This window comes from Synechococcus lacustris Maggiore-St4-Slac (genome assembly GCF_024345595.1).
Lineage (GTDB): Bacteria > Cyanobacteriota > Cyanobacteriia > PCC-6307 > Cyanobiaceae > Synechococcus_D > Synechococcus_D lacustris.
Genome location: NZ_JAGQBK010000010.1, coordinates 1 through 22,417 on the forward strand (window position 1 = coordinate 1; position 22,417 = coordinate 22,417).

The 22,417-nt window shown below is 52.5% G+C and carries 22 protein-coding genes; 8 read left to right on the forward strand and 14 right to left on the reverse strand.

Going from position 1 to position 22,417, the window contains the following annotated elements; translation table 11 throughout:
• A partial coding sequence (locus KBY68_RS08330) for a hypothetical protein (protein WP_255096735.1) occupies positions 1 to 460 on the reverse strand: 460 nt, incomplete at its 3' end.
• 41 nt (positions 461 to 501) lie between these two features.
• Between KBY68_RS08330 and KBY68_RS08335 the strand changes: the two genes are divergently transcribed.
• The gene (locus KBY68_RS08335; protein ID WP_255096737.1) at positions 502 to 2,634 is read left to right on the forward strand and encodes a cation:dicarboxylate symporter family transporter; all 2,133 of its coding nucleotides are present in this window, start codon (positions 502 to 504) and stop codon (positions 2,632 to 2,634) included.
• A 3-nt stretch (positions 2,635 to 2,637) separates the two neighbouring features.
• Here the strand turns inward: KBY68_RS08335 and pyrF are convergent, their stop codons facing one another.
• The 3 genes from pyrF to KBY68_RS08350 are packed head-to-tail and all read right to left on the reverse strand — an operon-like array spanning position 2,638 to position 4,879.
• On the reverse strand, positions 2,638 to 3,351 hold the full coding sequence (gene pyrF / locus KBY68_RS08340) for an orotidine-5'-phosphate decarboxylase (RefSeq protein ID WP_255096738.1): 714 nt from the start codon (positions 3,349 to 3,351) through the stop codon (positions 2,638 to 2,640).
• Positions 3,352 to 3,359: 8 nt separating this feature from the next.
• Positions 3,360 to 4,520, reverse strand: a complete 1,161-nt coding sequence (gene tyrS, locus KBY68_RS08345; protein ID WP_390625586.1) for a tyrosine--tRNA ligase — start codon at positions 4,518 to 4,520, stop codon at positions 3,360 to 3,362.
• Positions 4,521 to 4,555: 35 nt separating this feature from the next.
• A complete protein-coding gene (locus tag KBY68_RS08350; protein ID WP_255096829.1) occupies positions 4,556 to 4,879 on the reverse strand; it encodes a DUF1825 family protein in 324 nt (107 codons plus the stop codon).
• Positions 4,880 to 4,982: 103 nt separating this feature from the next.
• On the opposite strand from KBY68_RS08350, the gene KBY68_RS08355 reads away from it, so the two are divergent.
• The 5 genes from KBY68_RS08355 to KBY68_RS08375 are packed head-to-tail and all read left to right on the forward strand — an operon-like array spanning position 4,983 to position 8,201.
• The gene (locus KBY68_RS08355; protein ID WP_255096742.1) at positions 4,983 to 5,537 is read left to right on the forward strand and encodes a ComEA family DNA-binding protein; all 555 of its coding nucleotides are present in this window, start codon (positions 4,983 to 4,985) and stop codon (positions 5,535 to 5,537) included.
• Positions 5,489 to 6,115: a GIY-YIG nuclease family protein gene (locus KBY68_RS08360; protein WP_255096744.1), complete on the forward strand. Its 627-nt coding sequence runs from the start codon at positions 5,489 to 5,491 to the stop codon at positions 6,113 to 6,115. Before KBY68_RS08355 ends, KBY68_RS08360 begins: the two co-directional genes overlap by 49 nt.
• A 55-nt stretch (positions 6,116 to 6,170) precedes the next feature.
• Positions 6,171 to 7,676, forward strand: a complete 1,506-nt coding sequence (locus KBY68_RS08365) for a leucyl aminopeptidase (RefSeq protein WP_255096745.1) — start codon at positions 6,171 to 6,173, stop codon at positions 7,674 to 7,676.
• A 19-nt stretch (positions 7,677 to 7,695) separates the two neighbouring features.
• Positions 7,696 to 7,944 (forward strand): hypothetical protein, encoded by a 249-nt coding sequence (locus KBY68_RS08370; RefSeq protein WP_161955800.1) that lies wholly within the window; start codon positions 7,696 to 7,698, stop codon positions 7,942 to 7,944.
• Between the two features lie 2 nt (positions 7,945 to 7,946).
• The gene (locus KBY68_RS08375) at positions 7,947 to 8,201 is read left to right on the forward strand and encodes a hypothetical protein (RefSeq protein WP_106499159.1); all 255 of its coding nucleotides are present in this window, start codon (positions 7,947 to 7,949) and stop codon (positions 8,199 to 8,201) included.
• On the opposite strand, the gene KBY68_RS08380 is transcribed toward KBY68_RS08375, so the two are convergent.
• Genes KBY68_RS08380 through KBY68_RS08420 form a run of 9 tightly spaced genes read right to left on the reverse strand, consistent with a single transcriptional unit; the run spans position 8,175 to position 17,531 of the window.
• Positions 8,175 to 8,369, reverse strand: coding sequence for a hypothetical protein (locus tag KBY68_RS08380; RefSeq protein ID WP_106499116.1), 195 nt, complete (start codon positions 8,367 to 8,369; stop codon positions 8,175 to 8,177). The genes KBY68_RS08375 and KBY68_RS08380 overlap by 27 nt on opposite strands.
• Positions 8,370 to 8,394: 25 nt before the next feature.
• Positions 8,395 to 9,069 carry a peptide-methionine (S)-S-oxide reductase MsrA gene (gene msrA, locus KBY68_RS08385; RefSeq protein ID WP_255096750.1) on the reverse strand — a complete coding sequence of 225 codons (675 nt, stop codon included), beginning with the start codon at positions 9,067 to 9,069 and terminating at the stop codon, positions 8,395 to 8,397.
• Complete coding sequence (gene lpxB, locus KBY68_RS08390; RefSeq protein WP_255096752.1) at positions 9,050 to 10,231, reverse strand: lipid-A-disaccharide synthase; 1,182 nt, start codon at positions 10,229 to 10,231, stop codon at positions 9,050 to 9,052. Before lpxB ends, msrA begins: the two co-directional genes overlap by 20 nt.
• Positions 10,228 to 11,052 carry an acyl-ACP--UDP-N-acetylglucosamine O-acyltransferase gene (lpxA, locus tag KBY68_RS08395; RefSeq protein ID WP_106499119.1) on the reverse strand — a complete coding sequence of 275 codons (825 nt, stop codon included), beginning with the start codon at positions 11,050 to 11,052 and terminating at the stop codon, positions 10,228 to 10,230. Before lpxA ends, lpxB begins: the two co-directional genes overlap by 4 nt.
• Positions 11,053 to 11,055: 3 nt before the next feature.
• A complete protein-coding gene (fabZ, locus tag KBY68_RS08400) occupies positions 11,056 to 11,505 on the reverse strand; it encodes a 3-hydroxyacyl-ACP dehydratase FabZ (protein ID WP_106499120.1) in 450 nt (149 codons plus the stop codon).
• A complete protein-coding gene (gene lpxC, locus KBY68_RS08405; RefSeq protein ID WP_255096753.1) occupies positions 11,502 to 12,347 on the reverse strand; it encodes a UDP-3-O-acyl-N-acetylglucosamine deacetylase in 846 nt (281 codons plus the stop codon). Before lpxC ends, fabZ begins: the two co-directional genes overlap by 4 nt.
• 2 nt (positions 12,348 to 12,349) lie before the next feature.
• Positions 12,350 to 14,614 carry a BamA/TamA family outer membrane protein gene (locus tag KBY68_RS08410; RefSeq protein ID WP_255096756.1) on the reverse strand — a complete coding sequence of 755 codons (2,265 nt, stop codon included), beginning with the start codon at positions 14,612 to 14,614 and terminating at the stop codon, positions 12,350 to 12,352.
• A 44-nt stretch (positions 14,615 to 14,658) separates the two neighbouring features.
• Positions 14,659 to 15,417: a phosphoribosylaminoimidazolesuccinocarboxamide synthase gene (gene purC, locus KBY68_RS08415; protein ID WP_255096757.1), complete on the reverse strand. Its 759-nt coding sequence runs from the start codon at positions 15,415 to 15,417 to the stop codon at positions 14,659 to 14,661.
• On the reverse strand, positions 15,414 to 17,531 hold the full coding sequence (locus KBY68_RS08420; RefSeq protein WP_255096759.1) for a hypothetical protein: 2,118 nt from the start codon (positions 17,529 to 17,531) through the stop codon (positions 15,414 to 15,416). The genes purC and KBY68_RS08420 overlap by 4 nt, the downstream gene beginning before the upstream one ends.
• 7 nt (positions 17,532 to 17,538) lie before the next feature.
• Here KBY68_RS08420 and purD point away from each other — a divergent pair, with 7 nt between their 5' ends.
• Complete coding sequence (purD, locus tag KBY68_RS08425) at positions 17,539 to 18,861, forward strand: phosphoribosylamine--glycine ligase (protein WP_255096761.1); 1,323 nt, start codon at positions 17,539 to 17,541, stop codon at positions 18,859 to 18,861.
• A 40-nt stretch (positions 18,862 to 18,901) separates the two neighbouring features.
• On the forward strand, positions 18,902 to 20,848 hold the full coding sequence (locus KBY68_RS08430) for a HAMP domain-containing sensor histidine kinase (protein ID WP_255096830.1): 1,947 nt from the start codon (positions 18,902 to 18,904) through the stop codon (positions 20,846 to 20,848).
• A gap of 7 nt (positions 20,849 to 20,855) precedes the next feature.
• Here KBY68_RS08430 and kaiC read toward each other — a convergent pair whose 3' ends face one another.
• The gene (gene kaiC, locus KBY68_RS08435; protein ID WP_106499127.1) at positions 20,856 to 22,394 is read right to left on the reverse strand and encodes a circadian clock protein KaiC; all 1,539 of its coding nucleotides are present in this window, start codon (positions 22,392 to 22,394) and stop codon (positions 20,856 to 20,858) included.
• Between the last annotated feature and the right edge of the window lie 23 nt (positions 22,395 to 22,417).

Genomic DNA, 22,417 nt, shown 5'->3' on the forward strand with positions numbered 1-22,417 from the left:
CAACCCTTGGCCGCAAAACAACCGAGAGCGGCAATACCCCGAAAGGATAGTTTTTAAAGTTAATAGAATTTGAGTAAAAAGAACCACTGAAATCATAGCCCTGAGCTAATCGCTTATCCGCCAGAAGCTTTGGCGCGGCGTATAAAGGAGTAAAACTTGAATTCCAGGGCTCTACCATGTTTTCAAATTGCACCAGATCAATAATATTAGCCCCAGCAATCTGATCAGCTTCCTTTAGATTATCTTGGATAAACTGAGGATAAGTGAGTAGCATAGAGCCTTGAATATTATAGGTTTTATCCTTCACTGAAAAACCATAAACGTTATCTATCCACATGGAAACCTCAATCACTTCAGTACTTAAAGCCTGCTTCTGAGCTTTAACTTGCAGAGCAGGCCCAAACAGCCCTATCGCCAGCAAGGAAACTATAAATAGCTTAAAAAACCAGTGCCTAGACACAGAAGTAATGTTGGATATTATTAAGCAGCTTAATACATAAGATGCTTCGCGTACCCACCTGGTGCAACTCGCTAGATAATCAATGCGTTCTTGCCCTCTGCCTTGGCATAAGCGGCGGCGTCCTACTACCCCAATTAGCTCCATTTTTGGTTCCACTCGGCAACATCTTTCTGCGTGCATCTCAAGTTGTAGTGATGCCATTTCTCATTTGTGAGCTAGTTGCCTCTCTCGGATCGCTTTCAAATAAGGCGATTAGCAATCTATTTCGCGGTGGCTTATTAAGCTTGCTACTAATATGGGGAATGGGTGCAGCAATGGTGCTTTGGCTTCCGCAATACCTGCCAAATTCTCCTGCTTCTAATTTCTTTAATCCAAGTCAACTTAAACCACAAAATCCCACAGACCTGATCGCACTTTACATACCATTTAATATATTTTCAGCTTTAGCCTCAGATAATTTTCCCGGAGTTGTTCTTTATAGCGCAGTCCTTGGCATTATATTACAAAGACAATCTAATCGCACTAAAATTTTAGATCTATTAAACCCCTTAAGGGATCTATTTAAAGCAAGCATTAAACTTGTATCAAAGATTATACCTATTGGTATATTCGCCCTATGCTTTAATACTATTGCCACTAGCAACAGCGATCAGCTATTAAAGTTGCAAGGATTTGTATATTTATGTGCCATAGCTTTTTTGATAATCAGCTTTGCTTCATTAAGCTTAGCTACCTCCCTTACACCTTTCAGCCCTCAACAGCTCTGGAAAGCAACTAAAGGTCCATTTGCACTCACCGCTAGCAGCGGCAATCTACTTATAGCTTTGCCAATCCTTATAAGTAATCTAAATCAACTTCTACTTAGCACTAAAGCAAGCTCTGAAGAAAAAGAAAAAGAAATTGCAGCGATTATTTCAGTTGGTTTTACTTTACCAATGCTTGGTCAAATCGCAAGTTTGCTTTTCATTCCATTTGCGGGTTGGTATGTGAATCAACCATTGAACTTTTCCAAAACACTAACAGTTCTTGGAATCGCAATACCAAGTTTAGCCGGGGGACTTAAAACAGCTTTTCAGGCAGGCCTTTCAGAGGCGGGCTTACCTCTGAATCTAATGCAACTAATGTATATAAATTCTGAATGGCTATATAGGTTTGAAAAAGTGATTTCCCTTGAGGGATTATTACTAATGGCACTACTTACCTGCTGCTTCAGCATGGATAAACTGCGCTTAAAACCCTTACTACTTTCAATTGGACTGTTAGCCTGCATCGCAATAAGCAGCTTGCTTGGCAATGCATTGAAAACAGGACTGGGAAACATCATGATTAGCAAATACAACAACAATATCACCTTAATGAATCTAAAATCACTGATACCGGAACCAAGAGGATCTAAACTGTTAAAAACCTTGCCCGCAGCCAATTCAAATCTAGATGAAATTCGTGCCAGAGGCTTTCTGAGGGTGGGGTTAAATCGTAATTCAATGCCATGGGTATATCGCAATCGCGCAGGAGAATTAGTGGGATTTGACGTAGATTTAGTTAATTCATTAACTAAAAGTCTTAACTTGAAAGTTGCTTGGAAAGAAGGAAATCTTAATGATCTGGAAAAGCTAATAAATCAGCAACGCCTAGACATCGCCATTGGTGGAATAGATGCAAATCCTGACTATGCCTCTCAGTTCTCAATGAGCAAAGGCTATCTAAAGGTACACCTTGGGCTAGTAGTTTCTGATCAAATATTACCAAGGCTCCAGCAGATACAACAGCGACCTCTCGATCGCCATTTGGTAATTGCGATCAGCGATCCAGAATTAATTAACGAAGAAGTGCGCGATTACATCGCTAAAAACCTTGGCACCAGTGAGAAACCGATACAAGTTAAGTTAGCAGTTGTTTCAAATCAAGCTGAATTCTTTAGCAATTCCACCAACAGATATGATGCTTTGCTAACCAGCGCTGAGGGGGGGGCCACCTGGGCAGTATTGCATCCAAGCTATAGTTTATGGACTCCTTTTTACAATAAATTTTCCAGCGAACTTGTAATAATTTCAGCCAAGGAAAATCATACATTGACTGATTACATCAATGCATGGCTGGAGAAAACAACAGTTCAAGAACTTATAAGCAAACTATATAACCACTGGATTATTATTAAACAATCCAGTGGTTAATATCTAAGCTCCAAGGCTTTGGCAGCACTGGCTGAAAACTGCAGCGGGATCTGCAGCGGTTGTTATTGGTCTACCGATTACTAACTGGCTAGCGCCAGCGGCAAGGGCTTGGCCAGGGGTTAGCACCCGTTTTTGATCATTGCAATCGCTGCCATGGGGCCTAATGCCAGGGGTAACAAGGGCAAAAGGCTGGGGGTGGGCTGCCCGCAAACTTGCCACCTCGAGGGGTGAACAAACACAACCGGCAATACCTGCAGCGGTGGCCAACTGGGCAAGGCGATGCACATAACGATCGATCGGTTCGCTAATCGCCAACTGATCTGCAAAACAAGGGGGATCCCAACTCGTTAGCACCGTTACGGCTAGCAATTTGGGCAGTGGTAAACCAGCCGCAGTTGCCCCTTCAATCGCCCCCTCTTGGGCGGCCTGCAACCCCGCCAAGCCTGCTGCTGCATGAACAGTGATCAGGCCAGCACCAAAACTTGCCGCCTGGCGGCAAGCAGCGGCCATGGTGGCAGGAATATCGTGAAACTTCAGATCAAGGAACACCTCTAGGCCGAGGCGCCGCAATTCAGTTACCACCTCGGGGCCACCGGCCACAAATAACTCCAAACCCACCTTTACCCAGCGCAAATCTGGGATAGAGCGCACAAAAGCCAACGCCTGCTGCGGAGCCATGCCATCAAGGGCAACAACCAGCTGGTTGGAGGCTTTCATCAGGGTGTTCATAAAGCTTTTAAGCGCCGAAATATTTTTTTGCCCAACTGCAACACCTTGCCTTCTAGTTCAGTTGCAGTTTGGAATTCCTGGTTGGGATCACTCAATTTTTCACCATCCAACTTCACACCACCGCCTTGGATCTGCCGTTTTGCTTCACTGCTGCTGCAAATGCCCGCGGCGCTGAGCAGATAAAAGGCCTTGGCTGGAAAATTCACAGCCCCAAGTGAAACCTCAGGCACTTCAGCCGAGGCGGCAGCACCAGCCACCAAATTGGCGGCATCGGCTTGGGCTGCGGCAGCTGCCCGATCGCCATGGCGTAAGCGGGTTACCTCAAGGGCCATCGCCATTTGCCGCTCCCTGGGATTGCTGGGCAATGCCCCTAATTCGAGGTTGGTGAGCAAGGTGATGTATTGATCCACCAGCCCATCGGGCACCTTTTCCAGCTTGGAATACATCGATAGGGGGTCTTCCTTTAAACCAACAGTGTTACCGAGGCTTTTACTCATCTTTTGCACCCCATCAAGGCCGGGGAGGATCGGCATTAGCAGGCCAAATTGAGGTTTCATACCAAAATGACGCTGTAAATCCCTACCCATAGCCACATTAAATTTTTGATCCGTACCGCCAAGTTCCAAATCGGCTTTAATCGCCACTGAGTCGTAACCCTGGAGCAAAGGATATAAAAACTCATGTAATGAAATCGCCGTGCCACCGGCATAACGATTGGCAAATTCTTCCTTTGCAAGCATCTGACCAACGGTGCTTAACGCCAATAATTCAATCACTTTCGGTAGATTTAAATCCGTTAACCATTCACTGTTGCGGCGCACCTCAAGGCGATTGGGGGTGTGGAAATCCAAAAGTGAAAGGCTTGGATCTTGGCCTTGGCCCAATTGCTCCAAATAGGTGGTGGCATTGGCTTCCACCTCATCGCTGCTTAGTTGCACCCTGGTGGCACTTTTACCGCTGGGGTCGCCAATGCGAGCAGTGAAATCACCAATAATCAACACCGCCGTGTGGCCAGCATCTTGAAAAGCTCGCAATTTGCGAAACAGGATCGAATGGCCTAAATGAATTTCACTGCCGGTGGGATCAATACCTAATTTAATCCGTAAAGGTTTATTAGTTAGAGCGGTTTCAGCGTTATCAGGGAATAGATCAGCCACCCCGCGGCTAAACCAATCAAGGTTTTTATTTAAGCTCAAGATTCTGCCTCAAGCTGGGTTTTCATGCGCTCTAAGGTGAGATTCATCTGTTCAAACATCTGCTCTGGTGTAATGCCGAATTGACTCAACTGTGTGCGCAATTGTTCCACAGTGAGCTTGGCTTGAAAATCTTCAGATAGCTCAAAGCGTTTCATGAAAACGCGGTAGCGATCCATGAGTTCTTCCATGCGCTCGATAAAAAGCTTCTTGCCTTCACGGTCAAACTTTCCATACTCGCCTCCCAGCTGCATCAGCGACTGGTAATCGGCAAAAAGGCGCTTGGCCTCATCCTGCACGATGTCGGATTCAAAAAAGCCCATGGGCCGCCGGGGTAAGCCGCCATTCTGGGCGGCCTCCTCCCCCTGGCCAGGGCGGATGGCCGACCCGATACTGACCCCAGATTGATATTTCGCCAAACCACCTATGGCGCAAGGCCACTGGCTGGATCCCCTCGCCCGCCAGGTGTTGCGGGTTTTGAAGCAACCGCCAACTCAAACAAAAAAAACAGCAGCAACCCCCCTCAGGGTTTGGCAGATCGATGTGAACAGGGCCAGCCTCAACGATTGGCTCAAACTGCCCGGCTGCCAACAGGCTCAAGCTGAGTTGCTGTTGCGGCTCCAGAAGGGGGGAGTGCAGTTGAGCGGCCCCGCCGATCTGGCCCAACTGTTGGAGCTGCCGGCCGCCCAGCTAGAAGCCTGGAAACCCCATCTTTTGTTTCGTTGGTACAGCGAACCGCCAAGCCCCTTACCAGCAGCGATCAACCTCAATAGCGCCCCTAGCGCTCAACTAAAAAGCCTGGATGAACTCAACCCCGAACGTTGCAAACGCCTGTTGCGGGAGAGGGCACGCCGGCCATTTTGCGACCTGGCCGACCTCCAGGAGCGGCTTGGTTTACCGGCGTCTGTGGTGGAAGCCTTGATCGGCAGGGTGTGCTTTGGCCAAAGCAATGGCCCGGCCTTGCCAAGCACCAAGCCGTGAGCAAAGTTCATCAACCAAGCCTGTTCAAAGGGATTGCAGGCGGCAACACCGCAGCGGAATTGCAGCTGGGTCCAGATGCCCTACAAGCCTGGCAAGGGCGGGTGTTGCAATACCAACAACAGCAACGCAAACCCTGCCACCCGGGCCAGGGGCAATTATTTGCCATTCCTAGCGACCCCGCCATACCAACTGCGGCAGTGCCAGATCCCCTATCGCTGCCAGCCCAACATCTGCAGTTTTGGCGCTGGCCTGCCCCACCCCAGAGGGGTGCTGCCCTTTATTTCGTGTTCGATCACAGCCTTGGTGCTGGCAATGATCTGTTGCTCTACCTCGGTGAAACCTGCCAGGCGGATCGCCGCTGGAAAGGCGAGCACGATTGCAAGGCCTACCTGGCCGCCTACGGGGAGGGGTTGGTGCGTTGCGGCCAACTACCGCAACTAAGCATTCGTTTCTGGTGTGATGCCCCAAGCAACACCCGCGCCCGCCGCTTGTTGGAGCTTGAGCAAATCCAGTTGTGGCAACCACCATTCAATAAAGAATGCCGCCAACGCTGGCAAACACCATTTCAGAACAGCTAAACCGGCTTGCCCTAATCGCTCAGTACGATCGCGCCAACCGATAACCGCTAGCCCTATGGAATTCCGTTGCAGCAATCAACCCCTGGCGGATGGCGCCTGTGATGCCCTAGGCCTTGGTTTATTCAGCAACCATTGGCAGGAGCAATTAAAAAGCCTTGCCCCGGCCGTTGCCAGCACCGCCACTGCCCTCTTGCAGCAACGGGAGTTCAAAGCAAAACCCGGTGAATTGATCAGCCTCACCCTGCCCGGCGAGCACCCCGCCCTGTTGCTGGTTGCTGGCCTTGGTGAACCAGAAAATTTTGATGGCTTTGCCCTGCGAACCGCGGCAGCTCAATTGAGCAAGGCCAGCCTTGGCAGCGGCTGCAAGCAATTGGGCCTTGCCCTACCGCTTGAAGGCCTGGCCCCGTCAGAAGCAATCGCTGCCCTAGTGCAAGGTTCGCGCTTGGCTTTATTTAAAGATGAGCGCTTCCGCAGTGCACCCGAACCGCGCCAGGAGCCCGATGTTTGCTGGTTGTTGGGGGTTAACCCTGAGCAGCAAGGGGAACTAGAGCACCAGCAAGCAATTTGCGCAGGGGTTGAATTAGCCCGGGAATTGGTGGGGGGTCCACCCAATTTAGTGAATGCCTTAAGCCTGGAGGCCACTGCCCGCAGCCTGGCCCAGGAATTTGATTTGGAATTAACCGTGCTTGATGAGCAGGGTTGCCGCGAAAAAGGGATGGGTGCCTTCCTGGCGGTAGCTCAAGGGGCCTGCGTTCCCCCCCGCTTCATTCACCTTGTTATTCCCGCCCAGGGGCCTGCCTTGCGGCGGGTAGTGCTGATTGGCAAAGGGCTCAGCTTCGATTCCGGTGGCTACAACCTCAAAACCGGTGGCAGCCAGATTGAACTAATGAAATTTGATATGGGTGGCTGTGGCGCCGTTTTAGGCGCTGCCCGCAGCTTGGCCAGCCTGCGGCCTGAGGGGCTTGAGATCCATGTAATCAGTGCCACCACCGAAAACATGGTGAGCGCTGAGGCAATTCATCCGGGTGCAATTATCACCGCCTCCAATGGCAAAACAATTGAGATCAACAACACCGACGCTGAGGGCCGCCTCACCCTCGCCGATGCCTTGGTGTATGCCTCTGCCTTAAAGCCGGATGCAATTGTTGACCTCGCCACCCTCACTGGCGCCTGTGTGGTGGCCCTTGGCGATGAAATTGCTGGTTTGTGGAGTGCTAATGATCAATTGGCTGATCAACTAATCGAAGCTGGCCGGGCAGCGGGGGAACCCCTTTGGCGCATGCCATTGCAGAAGTCTTACAAAGATGGGCTAAAGAGTGGCCTGGCCGACATGAAAAACACCGGGCCACGGCCCGGCGGTGCCATCACCGCAGCATTATTTCTGCAGGAATTTGTTGATGGGCAGATTCCTTGGGCCCACCTCGACATTGCTGGGCCGGTTTGGAACGAAAAAGGGAAAGGGCCAGATCCCTCTGGTGCCACCGGTTTTGGCGTTCGGCTGTTAGTTAATTGGTGTAAAGCCATTGCGGCAGGGGCTAAGGAAGAGTTAAGCCTGGAATGAGGCAAGCAAAAATCAGCACGTGATTCAACAAAGCGGATTCCAACTCACCGGATCCGACAACACCTCCTTTTGGTTTGAAGCAACCGTTCAAGGCCAATGGGATGGGGAGCAGGGCAAGGCCTGGGAAACTGCCCTTGAGGAATGGCATCGTTTCAAAAGCCAGGCCGCCAAAATGCTTGAGCGGCATGTTTCAAATCAAGAGCTGCGGCTGCAGCTGGCGCGGCAATTGGCCGATGCCGCCTTCCCAACTGCAACCTTGAGTGTATAAACGTGGCCAACAGCAGGAACCGCAATTGGTTAAAACTCCCCACGGTTCCAGTGAAGTGGGCTTGGTATCTCAAGGCTCAATCAGGAATATTGCTGTTGCCAGTGGGTTTATGCCTCTTTGGAGAGGCCGTAATGAGGCGATCGGCTTACCCAGCCAAACCATGGTTTTGGCTGGGCACCTTGAGCTTGATCTGCATTAACGCCGGGGTGGGCCTAATGATTGAAAGTGGCCTATTCCGCGGCCATCCCCGCCGCTAATTCCCGCAGGCCACGAAATTGGGGTGATTGCAACTCGTGGATTTGCCAGCGGGCTCTGGCATCACAATCGGCAAGTAAGCGATCTAAATCGTCGGCAGCATGTTTGGGGCTCTCGTAGGGGCCCACATATCTGGTGGCCAAACCCTCTCGAATCAAAAGTAGATACATAACCAATTCCCTTCCACAGGGGAATTTAGCGGGGTTCGCCAGCCTTTAGCGGTAGTGATGACCACATCACCCCCTTGCGCGCTTTTTTACCCCACACCGCATCTAAGCGAGCATCCCTACCGCAACTCCAGCGGTAGAAGTTGTATTTCGCCTTGTTGAGATCGGCGTAATTCTGGTGGTAATCCTCCGCAGGCCAAAAGCGCTTGAGGGGTTCGATGGCAACCCGTAAAGGTTTAGGGGATTTCAACTCTGCTTTGGCGGCAGCTGCACTGGCTTCTGCCGTTGAACGCTGGCTGGCATCGGCAACAAAGATCACCGGTCGATAGGAATCGCCTCGATCACAAAATTGACCATTGCCATCGGTGGGGTCGACATTGCGCCAATAGGAACGCAACAGTGCGGCGTAGCTCAATTTTTCGGGATCAAAACGCACAGCTACGCTCTCCACATAGCCGGTGCCGCCAGCACTCACCTGCTTGTAGGTGGGGTTGGGCCTATCACCGCCGGAATAGCCGCTTTGCACATCCAGCACCCCGGGCAGCTTCTCCAGATCATGCTCTAAACACCAAAAGCAACCGCCAGCGAGAACAGCTTGATTGATGGGAGCTGCCTGCACCGGCTGGCTGATTAACAGCAAAAGCACCCCAAACCAACAACTAAGAGCTTTAAACACAAACCCCTTACGGTTTAACAACAGCATCAAGTATGAGGGCTGCAGCCCTTTGGGTTACACCCGGCTCACCCAGTAGCGCCCGCAAGCGGCCATAGCCGGCCAGCATTTCTTGGCGGGCCATCGGGTTTTGCAATAGGGGCAGGGCCTCTGCCACCAGTTGATCCACCTGGAGCTGCTCCTGCAAGAGCTCTGGCACCAAGCGCTCCCCAAGCACCAAATTCACAGGCGAGATGTGCTCCACCTGGAAGCGCAATAGGCGCCTCGCCATGAGGGCCGTAAGCCGGCTAACCCTGTAGCCCACCACTTGGGGTACCCCCCGCAGGGCTAATTCCAAATTGACGGTGCCCGATTTAGTTAGGGCCAAATCAGCTGCGGCACAGATAGTTGGCCTGAGGCGATCCCCCTGATCGGAATTAAGCACCGTTGCTTTTAAACCAACGCGATCGATCACATCGCGCAGGGGCTGCTCAAACCCAGGCTGGGCCGATGGGGCAATCACCTTCAGTTTGGGACAAATTTTTTGCAACCTGGCGGCCGCTTCGGCAAGGGGCGGCAGCAGCCAGCGCAATTCCTGTTTGCGCGAGGCCGGCAGCAGCAACAGCAGCGATTCGTCTTCGGCAATGGCTAGCTCCTGGCGGGCAGCGGCGCGGCTGGGCAGCTCGCCAAGGGTGTCTAGTAGGGGGTGGCCAACCCAATGCACCACAGCGCCTCGCTCCCGGTAGAAACGGGCCTCCTCAGGAAAAATCGCAAGGATCTGATCGCTGAACCCAATCAAACGGGTGGTACCCCCCTCCCCCATGCGAAATGCCCATTCCTGGGGGGCGATGTAATACAACACCGGTAGCTCCGGCCGCTCCCGCTTTACCCGACGCCCCAAGGGGGTGTTACCGCCCATGTAATCAATTAACACCACCCCATCAGGGGGATTGCTCGCCAACCATCTGCGGGCCTTGCCTTGCAGTTGAAGTGTGGGCAACACCAGGGGCAATGCCTCCCAGAGGCCAATGGCCCCAAGGGGTGTTGTGTTGGCCAACAGCTCAGCCCCGGCTGTTTGCATGCGCGGGCCCCCGAGGGCACTCACCCGCAGGGTTACACCCCGTTTCCTTGCTTCCTGGTGGAGGGCCTTAATCAACAAACTGCCCTGGAGATCCCCAGACACCTCTCCGGTGCTGATCAACAGATGGGTCACGGGCGCTGGGCCGGCAATGGCCCCCGGCGGCCAGCGCTGCAGCTGCTCTCTAAAAATGCCACCAGCTTTTCAGCAGCAGCTGAAAGCTGCTGCTGGCGCGCCTGTTCAAGGGCTTGGCTCAGGGAATATTCACTGCGGTAGATCAATTTCCACAGCAACTGCAATTCCTTCAGCACCGCCCCGTTATCGGCATCGGCAAGGCCACTGCGCCGCAGGCCAATCAAATTGAGGCCCCGCAAGCGGCCTGGATGGCCCTCAACGATGGCGTATGGGGGCACATCGCGGTCGATGCGACTCATGCCGCCCACCATCGCCAAACTGCCGATGTGTACAAATTGATGGATACCCAACACACCTCCGATCACAGCTCGGTCGTCGATATCCACATGGCCTGCCACCGCCACCCCATTGGCAATCACGATGCGATTGCCAAGCCGGCAGTTGTGACCGATATGGCTGTAGGCCATCAATAGGTTGTGGTTGCCAAGCACGGTGCGTTCACCGGAGGCCGTTGCCCTGTTGATGGTTACGTATTCACGAATGCGATTGCCATCGCCGATAACAACTTCAGTGTTGTCGCCGGCATATTTGAGGTCTTGGGGTTCAAGGCCAATGCAGGCGCCAGGGAAAATATGGTTGTCGCTACCAATGGTTACCTGGCCGTCGATAACCACATGGGGACCAATGCGGCTACCAGCGCCAATGCGCACCTGGGGGCCAATCACAGCAAATGGACCAACGCTTACACCTGCTGCAAGGCAGGCGCCTGGATCGACCAGAGCGGTGGGGTGAATCTGGGTTGCCAGGGTTGATGCCGCCATGGGTCAATCCACCAGTGAAAACATCAGTTCTCCGGAACACACCAAAGCACCATCAACGGTTACCTCGGCATGCACTTTGCCAAAACGCTTGCGTTTGAGGCTGAGCAACTCGCAGGTGATTAGCAACTGATCCCCCGGCACTACCGGACGGCGAAACCTTACGGCGTCGATACCTGCAAACACAAAAAGACCCTTGGGTAGATCTGGCATCTGGGTAACTATCAAACCACCAACCTGAGCCATCGCCTCAACGATCAAAACCCCTGGCATCAATGGGCGCCCAGGGAAATGGCCCTGAAATTGTGGCTCGTTGATAGTTACATTCTTTAAAGCCACTGCCCGTTTGCCAGGTTCATGCTCAAGCACCCGATCCACTAGGGCAAACGGATAGCGATGGGGCAGCAAATTGAGGATCTGTTCACTGCTGAGGCTGGTGGGATCAGTGCTGGTCATTCGGTCAATTTGAGGTGTAGGGCAGCGGCCAGCTGGGTGTGTAGGGCGTGGGAACCGCGATAGGCCATCACTTGGGCTTGGGGTAAACCAACCAAGGCCAAATCGCCAATTAGGTCTAAAAGTTTGTGCCTAACCGGTTCATCAACAAAGCGCAGGGGGGGATTAAGCCAGTTCTCACCATCACAAACCAAGGCATTATCCAGGGCGCCCCCCTTAATCAAGCCCGCTTTCAACAACATCTCCACCTGGTCGCGAAAACCAAAGGTGCGGGCCGGAGCGATCTGCTCCACAAAAGCAGCCGGGGTTAGCACTATCGAAAACAACTGTTTGCCGATGGCGGGGTGGGGAAATTCAATTGCAGCGCTCAGTAGCAATTCAGCACTTGGCAGGGCAGCAACAAAACCCTGGCCCTGCTGAAGGGTGATCGGCTCAGCCAGCCCAGGCAGGGGTGGCCTGGGGCCCAAATCAGTTGGCAGCGCCTCTGCAATGGCCTCAACCCATGGCAAGGCAGATCCATCGAGCAGGGGCACCTCCTCGGCATCGAGCCAAATTTCCGCCTGGGTGATACCAGTGCCCGCCAAAGCTGCCAGCAGATGCTCCACCGTTGCCAGGTGGCGATCGCCAAGGCGCAAGGAGGTGCAAAGGCGCGTGTCTTGCACAAGGCTGGGGTTTAGCAATTGCGCTGGATCATTGGGCCGATCCAGCCAGCCCACCCGCAAACCAGGCGCTGCACCTGGTTGCAAGCGCAAGGTGCAATTAGCGCCGGAATGCAAGCCGATGCCACTGCGCTCAACCGCATTCCGCAGGCCCCAGCAACGGTTGTAGTTAGTTGGCCACTGCACCTTTAGAACTTAAAGCCAACGCCAACATTGAAGCGCCAATTACCGGTTAGATCCTGGCTTGCCACCTCAAGGCGCAGGGGGCCCACCGGAGTGGTAACAATCACACCGGTACCAATGGAGAAACCCTGGCCGGTTTTAAGCAATAGGCCGCCCGGATTACCTGGCACTTGGTTCTGGCTGCCGAGGGTGGAGCCGGCATCGATAAAGAACTCACCACTAATGATTTTAAAAATCGGAAAGCGGTATTCAATTGTTCCTTCGATGTAACTGCGACCCACACCCAAGTCGCAGTCGTAATAACCACGCACTGAGTTGCTACCGCCCAAACAAAATGCTTCATAGGGGGGGAGACTGCCGGTTACATTGCCAGCGGATAACTGGAAAGCAATCGACTGGGAGCAATCTTCTGGCTCACCTTTCTTAGGCCTGCAACCTTTATATAGTTTGAGATAGTTAACGGGTATAAAATGGGTGGCGGAAGCCCGCTGACGGTTGAAGGTGGGGGAATTTTCACCAACACTTAAATACTGTTCAGTGCTTGCGGTGAAAAATGTACCGGAACGGGGATTCTTATTATCATTTAGGGTGTTATAAGAAACCGCAAATCTCCCCCCCACCAGTTGGTTTTTACTGGCGCAATTGAAACCAAGGCAAATGATTTCATCCGTATCGGCATAGATATCACCGTTGTTAGTGAATGGAGCGGCACCATATTTACGCTGGGTGCTGAATCCATTCATTGTTGTTACCTCCTGACCACTTAAACCAAATATCATCGTCCATAAATTGCGCCTATAGGGATCACCACCCCGCAAGGGGCGCACATACTGGAGGTTTGCACCGGTGCGTTGAACCCTAACCAAATCTCCTTCCGCTTCATAGAAGTTGTAACCATTGAAGTAACCAAATGCCGCAGCAGCAGTGCTATCAAAACCGATATCTTCTACATTAAGAACTAAATTATCAGGGCGACCAAAAGCGCGATTCAAATAAATAGCTTGGGCAAGGTTAACCGAAGTGGCCGGTGGTTCATAAAAGCCGCTTATGGTGCGGATAGCGCCATTATTTTGGCTTTGAAATGCTTGTGGTATCTCCCTACTTAAGAAACCCTTTAAGCGCAAACTACTGCGGTTTGGATCATCCTTTAGCCAGGGAATCTCAAAGCTTAAATCCGCCAAAGCGCCATACTGGCCATAGGTAAAGTTCAAACCTAAGTTCCAAGCATTACCCCAAAGATTATTTTCCTGTAGCTGGATTTGGCCAAACAAACCCTGGTTTTGGCTAAAGCCAACACCGCCGGAAAGGGAGCCGGTTGATTGTTCGGTAACACCCAAAACAATTGAAACCTCCCCTGGCTTGCTGGGGTTTGGCTTGAGCGTTACCTTCACATCGGAAAATAAACCGGTGGCATAAAGGCGTTTGATATCGCCTTCTAACTGGCGGCGATTAAACAACTTGCCGGGCCTGAGGGATATTTCTCGGCTCACTACCCAGGGCTTGGATTTGCCCTTAATCGGCTTGCCTTTTTCATCGGTTGCATCACCATTTGCATTAAGGAATTGCACCTCAATGGCCTCTACGGTGCCCTCTCGCACCGAAAGCTCCACCACCCCTTCTGGGCTAACCCTGGTGGGACCGCTGATGCGGGCTAAGGAATATCCCTGCTCGGCGTACCACTTCTGCAACTCCACCATGCGGCGGTCGAGGCTTTTTAGGTTCAGGGTGCGGCCGTAATCAGAGGCAAAAACATCATTTATGCGCTCTTTTGGCAAAAGCGCCTTGGGGTTATTGAGTACAACCTCCTTCAGCACTGGATTTGGGGTTACGTTCACCACAAGGCGAACCCCTAGGGGGCCGTCTGTGGGTTGAATACGAACATCGCTAAACCAGCCTGTGGCGTAGATAGCTGCTAAATCTGTTTTAAGGGCGCTGCGGCTGGTGCTTATGCCTGGCCGCACCGTTAGGGAGTCGTATACAGCCCGCTCTAATCGTTCCTTATCGGGATGATCTTCAAGGCCAACAACTGCCACTTCGCTAATTAAAACCTTTGCTTCTCTTGCACTGTTGGCTTCGCTCGCGCTGTTGGAATCGAGTTGTTCCGATGCAGGGATAGCTCCCTTGGTCTGGGCTTGAGCTGGGTTAAAGCTTCCGATTGCAATTAAACCCGCCCCTAGCAATGGAGCTGAAAAACCGCCTAACAACAGGGCCTTCCATAGGCGGGCTGAAATCAGCTGGGAACTACCTATGCCCGAACTACCTATGGCCATGGTGAAGTTACACAAGCGGCAATCTCACCGCATATGCGGGGAACTTACCGGTAATGCCTAGGGGTTGGCCCTAACCCTTGGACCCGTTTGAGTACCTCCCCATAGGCCTCCACAACTCCGCCTAGATCCCTGCGAAAACGATCTTTGTCCAAAATGCGCCCCTCCTTTTCAGCAATTGCCCGCTGATCCCAAAGCCTGCAGGTGTCTGGGCTGATCTCATCGGCAAGCAACATGGTGCCCCCAGGTTTGCGACCAAATTCCAGCTTGAAATCCACCAAAGTGATCTCGATGGCAGCTAACAACCCCTGCAAAACAGCATTCACCTGGCGGCTAAGCGCTTCCAACTGAAGCCGCTCCCCTGGGCTAACAAGCCGTAAAAGCTCAAGGCGAGCCTCCGTGAGCAAGGGATCGCCCAGCTGATCATCTTTGTAATAGAGATCCAAAAGTGGGGGCTCCAATGGCGTATCAGGCGCTATTGGCATTTGTTTGCATAGGGATCCCGCCGCTAAGTTGCGCAACACCACCTCTAGGGGAACGATCTTCACCTCCTGCACCACCATCCAGCCGGGCTCAAGGCAGCCCAGGTAGTGGCTGCAAACCCCACGGGTTTCAAGCGCCTCAAACAACCTGGCGGATATTTCCCAATTCAGCAGGCCTTTGCCCCCCAGCTGGGCTTTTTTCTGGGCGTTAAATGCAGTGGCATCATCTTTGAATTGCACTGCCACCACCCCTTCACGGTTGGTGCGAAACACTTTTTTTGCTTTGCCTTCATGGAGCAAGGCCCCGATCTCAAGGTTTGTCATGGGCGCAGCGGGGAGCGAACTGGTTGATCAAGCAATTGCGCTAAGCGATAACGCACAAGTTCCAGTTCTAGGGCCCCATCTTTCGTTCTAAAGGCCAAATCCTGCAAAGTAGGCACCACTCCAGAAGCAGAATCACTGCGATATTCCCTCCATAGGCGGCTCAACTTGATGGCCTCCAACTGGGGTGCGGTGATCGGTGCCCGCGGTTGCCAGCGGGGACCCGTGATTGTTTCTTGCTGCAATTGATCCTCCAACAAAAGCCGGCGAGCATTTAAATTGCGCGACTCTTCAAAACGGCTGCGCAAGCGCAATTTATCCTCCTGTTCATGCAATTTATTCAGGCTAAGCAAACCTTTTTCCGAGCGGCCAAAGGCCATTAGCGTTCGAATATTTGAACCACGGGGATCCAATTGCCGCTCCAAGAAAAGCAACCGCTCTTCCCGTTGCAATGCCTCTGGATTGAGCTTGCCACTGGCTAGGTCTTGGCTTAGTTCCAGATTTAATTGCTCCCGTTCTTGCAACTGCTGCACCAATTGGCCGAAAAGACTTAGGCCCTGTTCTTTTTCCTTTTCCGTAATCGCTAGGGATGCCAAGGCATCTGTCAATTCTTTACTCACCTTGCTGCGCCGCCGATCCCCCAGCTGCCTTGGCAGAAGCCCAAATTGCGCTGGTGCAAGTTTCCAGCTTTGGTTTCCAGCCACCAACTGGCCGGCTGTTGCTAAGCGCAGCCGTTGCAAATCCTCAAGTAGGGCTGGCAGTGAAAACAAGCCTGGGTAGGGATCAAAACCCAGCCGTTGTTCAAAGCGTTGTTCAAGTTTTTCCTCTTGGCGTAAACGTTCCAATTCAGCTTGTTCCCGCAATGGGGTGAATGCTTCCCAAGCACTACCCCCCAGGGGGGGATCGGCAAGCAACTCACGCTGGCGCCTATCTATGGCATCCAATTCCCGCAGTGGATTGCCAGCGCTGCTTTGTAACGCCTGGCGATTCACCCGATCCAGCAGCCAAGGATCATCAGCCTGGCGGGCTTGGTTTTCTTGATCCGCCAACACATCCAGCAACCGCTCGCGATGGTTGATCTGCTGAGCCAACCGTTTAGCCAGTTCAAGCCGAGCAAACGGAACAGCTTGATTTGCAGCTGAAACCGGCTCTGTGTTTAAAGCCAAAAGGGCCGACAGCAGTGCCCCCTTACTCAATTCCAATGGTTCTTGGCGGCTGAGCAGCCGCTGGGCCAAGGGCGGGTTGCTGCTGCCATCAGCTATGCGTGCCACTAGGGCCTGCCTCACCCCCATGGCATCTTCCAAGCGACGGGCCAGGCGTTCCTGGCGGTTGGTGGTTTGAGCCGCAGCAGCACTATTGCCGCTTGCCAATTGCAAAGCCCTCTGCTGCATCAGCAATTCAGCACTCACGCCCCATGCCTCAGCGAGGGCCGATTGGTTCAGGGCACTTGGTATCAAACTTTCAGCCCGCTCCGCTTCGCCGCCCTTAACAAGCAGGCGCACTGCATCAAGCTTGCGGCCAGCACTAACCGCTGGGGAGGGATCGGGCTCCATAAGGAGGCCAACAGCTTCAGGTAAGGCGTCTATGGCTTCCAATTGCAATACCTGCTGTTCAAGCCCAGAGCGCTGGCTTTGAGCTAGGGGCAATAGCTGGCCGGCAAGAACCTGGGGGTTCCCTTTGGAAAAACGCCTTAAGGCAAGTGCCGCCCTGCGATGGTTCAAGGCAGCGTTAGCGGCTTGCCATTGCAGCAATAGCCATTGCTCCCTTGGTTTGCCCACGGCTGGGCTAACGCGATTGAGCACCTGCAGTGCTGCCTCCGGCGCTTTGCAGGCCAGCAGTGCTTTGGCATCAGCTAACACCACTGCCAATGAATGATCATCGGCGTTGATTTCCAGCAAACGCGGCCGCAATAAACGCAAACGCTCATCAAGGCCCAGGGCTAGCGCTTCCCCACAGCCCTCCTGGAGTTGCTGGCGATCGCCTTTTTGCAACAGCAACTCAAATTCCTCCACCGAGCTGGCACCAGGGGGGAGAGGGGGGGCAGGCCTGGGAGCTTTTGCCAGCAGACCACCTGCCAACACCCAAGGGACCACAGCCGCGGTAATAGTGAGGAGCAATGGCTAGATGGAGCTCCGGGCAAGTATGGCTGTGGCGCGAATTTTGGTGGTGGGCTCCGGCGGTAGGGAAAACGCCCTGGCTTGGGCTTTAAGCCGCTCGAAAGGGAATCCCCAGGTGTGGCTTGCCCCTGGCAATGGCGCCAGCAACTGGATTTCTGGGTGTGAAACGCTTCAGATCGCCGCAACAAATGCAAGTGGCCTTATCGCTGCCTGCGCCACTCATCAAATCGAATTGGTATTGATCGGCCCAGAGGGGCCATTGGCCGCTGGCCTTGCCGATGAGTTGCGAGCAGCCGGGATAGCCGTGTTTGGCCCAGGGGCAGACGGTGCTCAATTAGAGGCAAGCAAACAATGGGCCAAACAACTAATGAAGGAGGCGGGTATTCCCACTGCCGATTTCTGGGTGGTGAATAGCGCCGAGGAAGGCTGCCAAATCACAAGGCAACTCAACCGCCCCCTTGTGGTGAAAGCCGATGGACTGGCAGCAGGTAAAGGTGTAACCGTTGCAAATAGTGTGGCCGAAACGATTGCAGCAATTGAAGCTTGCTTCTCAGGCCGTTTTGGTGCCGCCGGCGATCGGGTGGTTTTAGAGGAAAGTTTGAGCGGTCCAGAGGTGTCGGTATTTGCCCTCACCGATGGCAAGCAGCTGTTGCTTTTGCCCCCAGCCCAAGACCACAAACGTATTGGTGAAGGAGACATTGGAGCAAACACCGGCGGCATGGGTGCCTATGCCCCTGCCCCTTTATTAGATGCAGCTGGCCTAGAGCAAGTGCGTGAACTGGTGCTGGAGCCGGTTTTAGCTGCTTTGCGCCAGCGCGGCATCAGCTATCGGGGGGTGCTCTATGCGGGCCTGATGCTCACGGCCACAGGCATCAAAGTGATCGAATTCAATTGCCGCTTTGGTGATCCTGAATGCCAAACGCTGATGCCTTTGCTTGAAGGCGATCTAGCTGGGGTTCTGCTGGCCTGCGCCGAAGGCCGGCTTGAAAGCGCCCCAGAATTAACCGTTAAATCCCTCTGCAGCGCCTGTGTGGTGGCTGCCGCCGCAAATTATCCAGAGGAACCACGCTTGGGTGATCCCATCATTGATTCCCAGCAAGAGGGCCCTAACCCTGGCAACCAAAACAGCCAACTGTTCTATGCCGGAGTGCAGGCCAGCAGCTCTGGCCCATTGCTAACGAGTGGCGGCCGGGTGCTGGCGGCCGTGGCCCAAGCTGCTGATTTCGATGCTGCTTTTAAAGCTGCCTATGAACGGCTAAGCCAAGTGCAGTTTTCTGGCATGCAGGTGCGGGCCGACATCGGCCATCAGGTGAGGCAGAACTACCGATAGCCACAACTAACTAGGCTTAAGCCCTTCAATACTTAGTCCCCTGACCAGCACCGCCCGCCCAAGTTTGCTGGAAGCAATCGCCAGATGGTGGCAAGAATTCAGCCTGCAAACCAAATTATTGGCGGTGGCCACCCTAGTGGTGAGCCTCTTGATGACAGGTCTTACCTTTTTCTCCCTCAATGGCATCCAAAAGGAAGCCCGCATGGGCGACACGCGCTATGCCAGAGACCTTGGCTTGCTGCTAGCCAGCAATGTGGTGCCGTTGGCAGCGGAGGGGCACGACAGGGAATTAGCACGGGTAACTGAGGAGTTTTGGCGCACAAGCCGCAGCCTCAGATACATCTTTTATGCCGATCCTGAAGGGGTTATCTATCTGGGAATTCCCGTTAGCAAAGTTGATGGTGGCAATGATTTATTGCTAAGCCGCAGGCTTGAGCTACCCGCTGATTTACAGCAAAGGCCTCAGAACCCCTTAATTCGCCAACACCTAACCCCAGATGGTTTGGTAACCGATGTGTTTGTGCCGATGCTGGCTGGCGAACGCTACTTGGGGGTAATGGCCCTTGGCGTAAACCCAAATGAAGCGGTGCTTGCCAGCGCTGCCCTCACAAGGGATGTAACGGTGGCGGTTTTTGTTTCTATTTGGGTGTTGGTGATTCTTGGCGCAGTATTTAATGCCCTCACGATTACCCGGCCTGTTAAGGAGCTTTTAAAAGGGGTTAGGGCTGTGGCAGAGGGTGATTTCGGCACCCGCATCGCCTTACCCATGGGTGGAGAGCTGGGGGAGCTATTGAATGGCTTCAACAACATGGCCACCCGGCTGCAGGCCTACGACGCCGCCAATATTGAAGAGTTAACAGCGGCCCAGGTAAAACAACAATCCCTAATTGCAACGATGGCCGATGGGGCATTGCTACTTGATAAGGAGGGAAATGTGGTGCTCTCAAATCCCACAGCCCGCCGTTTATTTCGCTGGGAGGGCAGAAATCTAGAAAACGTTGATTTATTAAAATTACTTCCAGATAGCCTGGCGATGGAATTACAAGAACCGCTTGAGCAGATGCTTAGCGGTAAAAGAGATAACGCTGAATTGCGTTGCGCCATGGGTGAACCGGCGCGCACCCTGCGGCTCGTACTCCAGGCGGTACGCGATGGCAGCGGCGAATCATTAAAAGGCATCGCAGTTACCGTGCAAGACCTCACAAGGGAGGTGGAATTAAATGCAGCCCAAAGTCGCTTTATAAGCAACGTATCCCATGAATTACGCACACCCCTATTTAATATAAAAAGCTACGTTGAAACCCTCCACGATATGTGGGATCAACTAAATGATGATCAACGCCAGGAGTTTCTATTCACTGCAAATGCGGAAACCGATCGCCTAACAAGGCTGGTAAACGATGTGCTTGATCTCTCAAGGCTTGAATCCGATCGGGTTTGGTCTTTTGAACCAATGGAATTAGATACAGCGATTGAACAAACCCTGCGCAGCTATCGCCTCAATGCCCAAGATAAAGGTGTGAGCTTGGAACTTGATCTATCCGCTGACCTGCCAAGGGTGAGGGGAAACTACGACATGATGCTGCAGGTTTTTGATAATTTGGTTGGCAACGCGCTTAAATTCACACCCCCGGGCGGAATGGTGCAACTAAGGGCTTACCCATGGCCCGATACCTGCCCGGTGCAGCAATCCGACAACAGCTCTCCCCTACCTCGCATCAGGGTAGAAATTGCAGACAGTGGTAGCGGCATCGGCGAAGATGATTGCCGCCAGGTATTTGAACGCTTCTTCCGGGTTGAAAACGCTGTGCACACCGAAGCTGGCACCGGCCTCGGCCTATCAATTGTGCGGGGAATTCTCGATAAACACGGCACCCAAGCAAGAATAGTTAGTGAATTGGGCACAGGCACAACATTCTGGTTTGAGCTACCCCTTGAGCAATCGGACGGCGACGAAGTAATGCTATCAAAAACAAGCAATAATTAAGTAGTAATCAAAGGCTTTCATTGTCAACCCCACGGGCAATGCGGGCCAATTCGCTGCGCTCATCCGTTGTAATTCGATGGGGAACACCACTAATTATTCTTTCAAAATTGGCAAAGGAATCTTTAATCTCAGGGCCATTTCCTGTGATTACGAATTCACGTATTGCCTTGTCGTGCCAGGAACCACGCATTTTAAACACGTTTAACGCCCGAGACATCTCACCGCGAATTTCCACATATTGGAGGAGAAGTATGGTGTCTGTGATTGTAGAAATATGGGAATCTGTAATCGAATGACTCCCCATAAATTCTTCGGATGTATTTGTGAAGAAGCCCGCAATCTCCTCCTGTTTTGCATAACCGGTAACCCCGATTACAAACTGACGGAATGCATTGTGGCTAATGCCACGGGCCAAGGCAGAGAGGGAATCAATCGCCATTCGAGATGGCTTGAATTGACTAATTTCAGTTTTTATGATTTGCAAATGATCTTCCAAACCAGTGGATTCTGGGTAGGCGCAGATGATTTTGAGCATGCCGTCTGATTCCATCTGCTCAAAATCGATCCCCCAACTGGTTGCATTGCGCAGCAGCTGGGCCCGCGACTCCTCATAGGCAAACAAAATTGCTCGCTCTTTATTAACGCAGGCATTTTCTAGAAATTTACTCACCAGCAATGTTTTTCCTGTTCCTGTGGCACCTGTGGCCAGGATTATTGAATCCTTGAAGAAACCACCACCACACATTTCATCTAATTTTGGCACCCCGGAACTAATTCTCACATTTGAAGAACGCTGGGTAAGCCGCATTGCTCCGAGCGGGAAGATACTGATGCCATGCACACCCATGGTGAAAGGGAATTCGCCTTTCATGTGCGTTGTGCCCCGCAGTTTGAGAATTTCGCAGGTGCGCCTACGCCGCTCTCCCTCTAGTACATTGCGCAAAATAACAACATTATCCGACACGAACTCCTCAACTCCATAGCGGGCGATTGGGCCGTATTCATCTATTCTTTCAGTGGTCATAACAGTTGTTACACCAATTTCTTTTAGCCTGGCGATCAGGCGAAAAATCTCGCGCCGCACAACAGAAACCGCATCATATTGCTGAAATACGGCAGTGATGGAATCAATCGAAACACGCTTGGCTTTATATTTTCTAATCGCATAGTTAATACGCTCAATCAACCCTGAAAGGTCGAAGCTGCCAGCCACATCCTGACCCTCTGGATCCGGAGAAGCATCTAAAATAAATAACTTATCATTATCAACCATAGACTGCAAATCCCAACCAAAACTGGCGGCATTTCGCAAAATATCGAGCGGTGATTCTTCAAAGGTTACGAAGATTCCCGGTTCATCAAAATGCTTGATTCCGTTATATAAAAAGTGCAATGAAAATACTGTTTTACCGGTGCCAGATGTGCCGCTGATCAAGGTGGAGCGGCCTATGGGTAGGCCGCCGTGGCACACATCATCAAAACCTTCAATCCCCGTGGCCAGCTTTTGCACCTGGCTGAGATGGGTTTCGGCTGAACTTTGGAACATGGGTGAACTGCTCATTGCTTGAG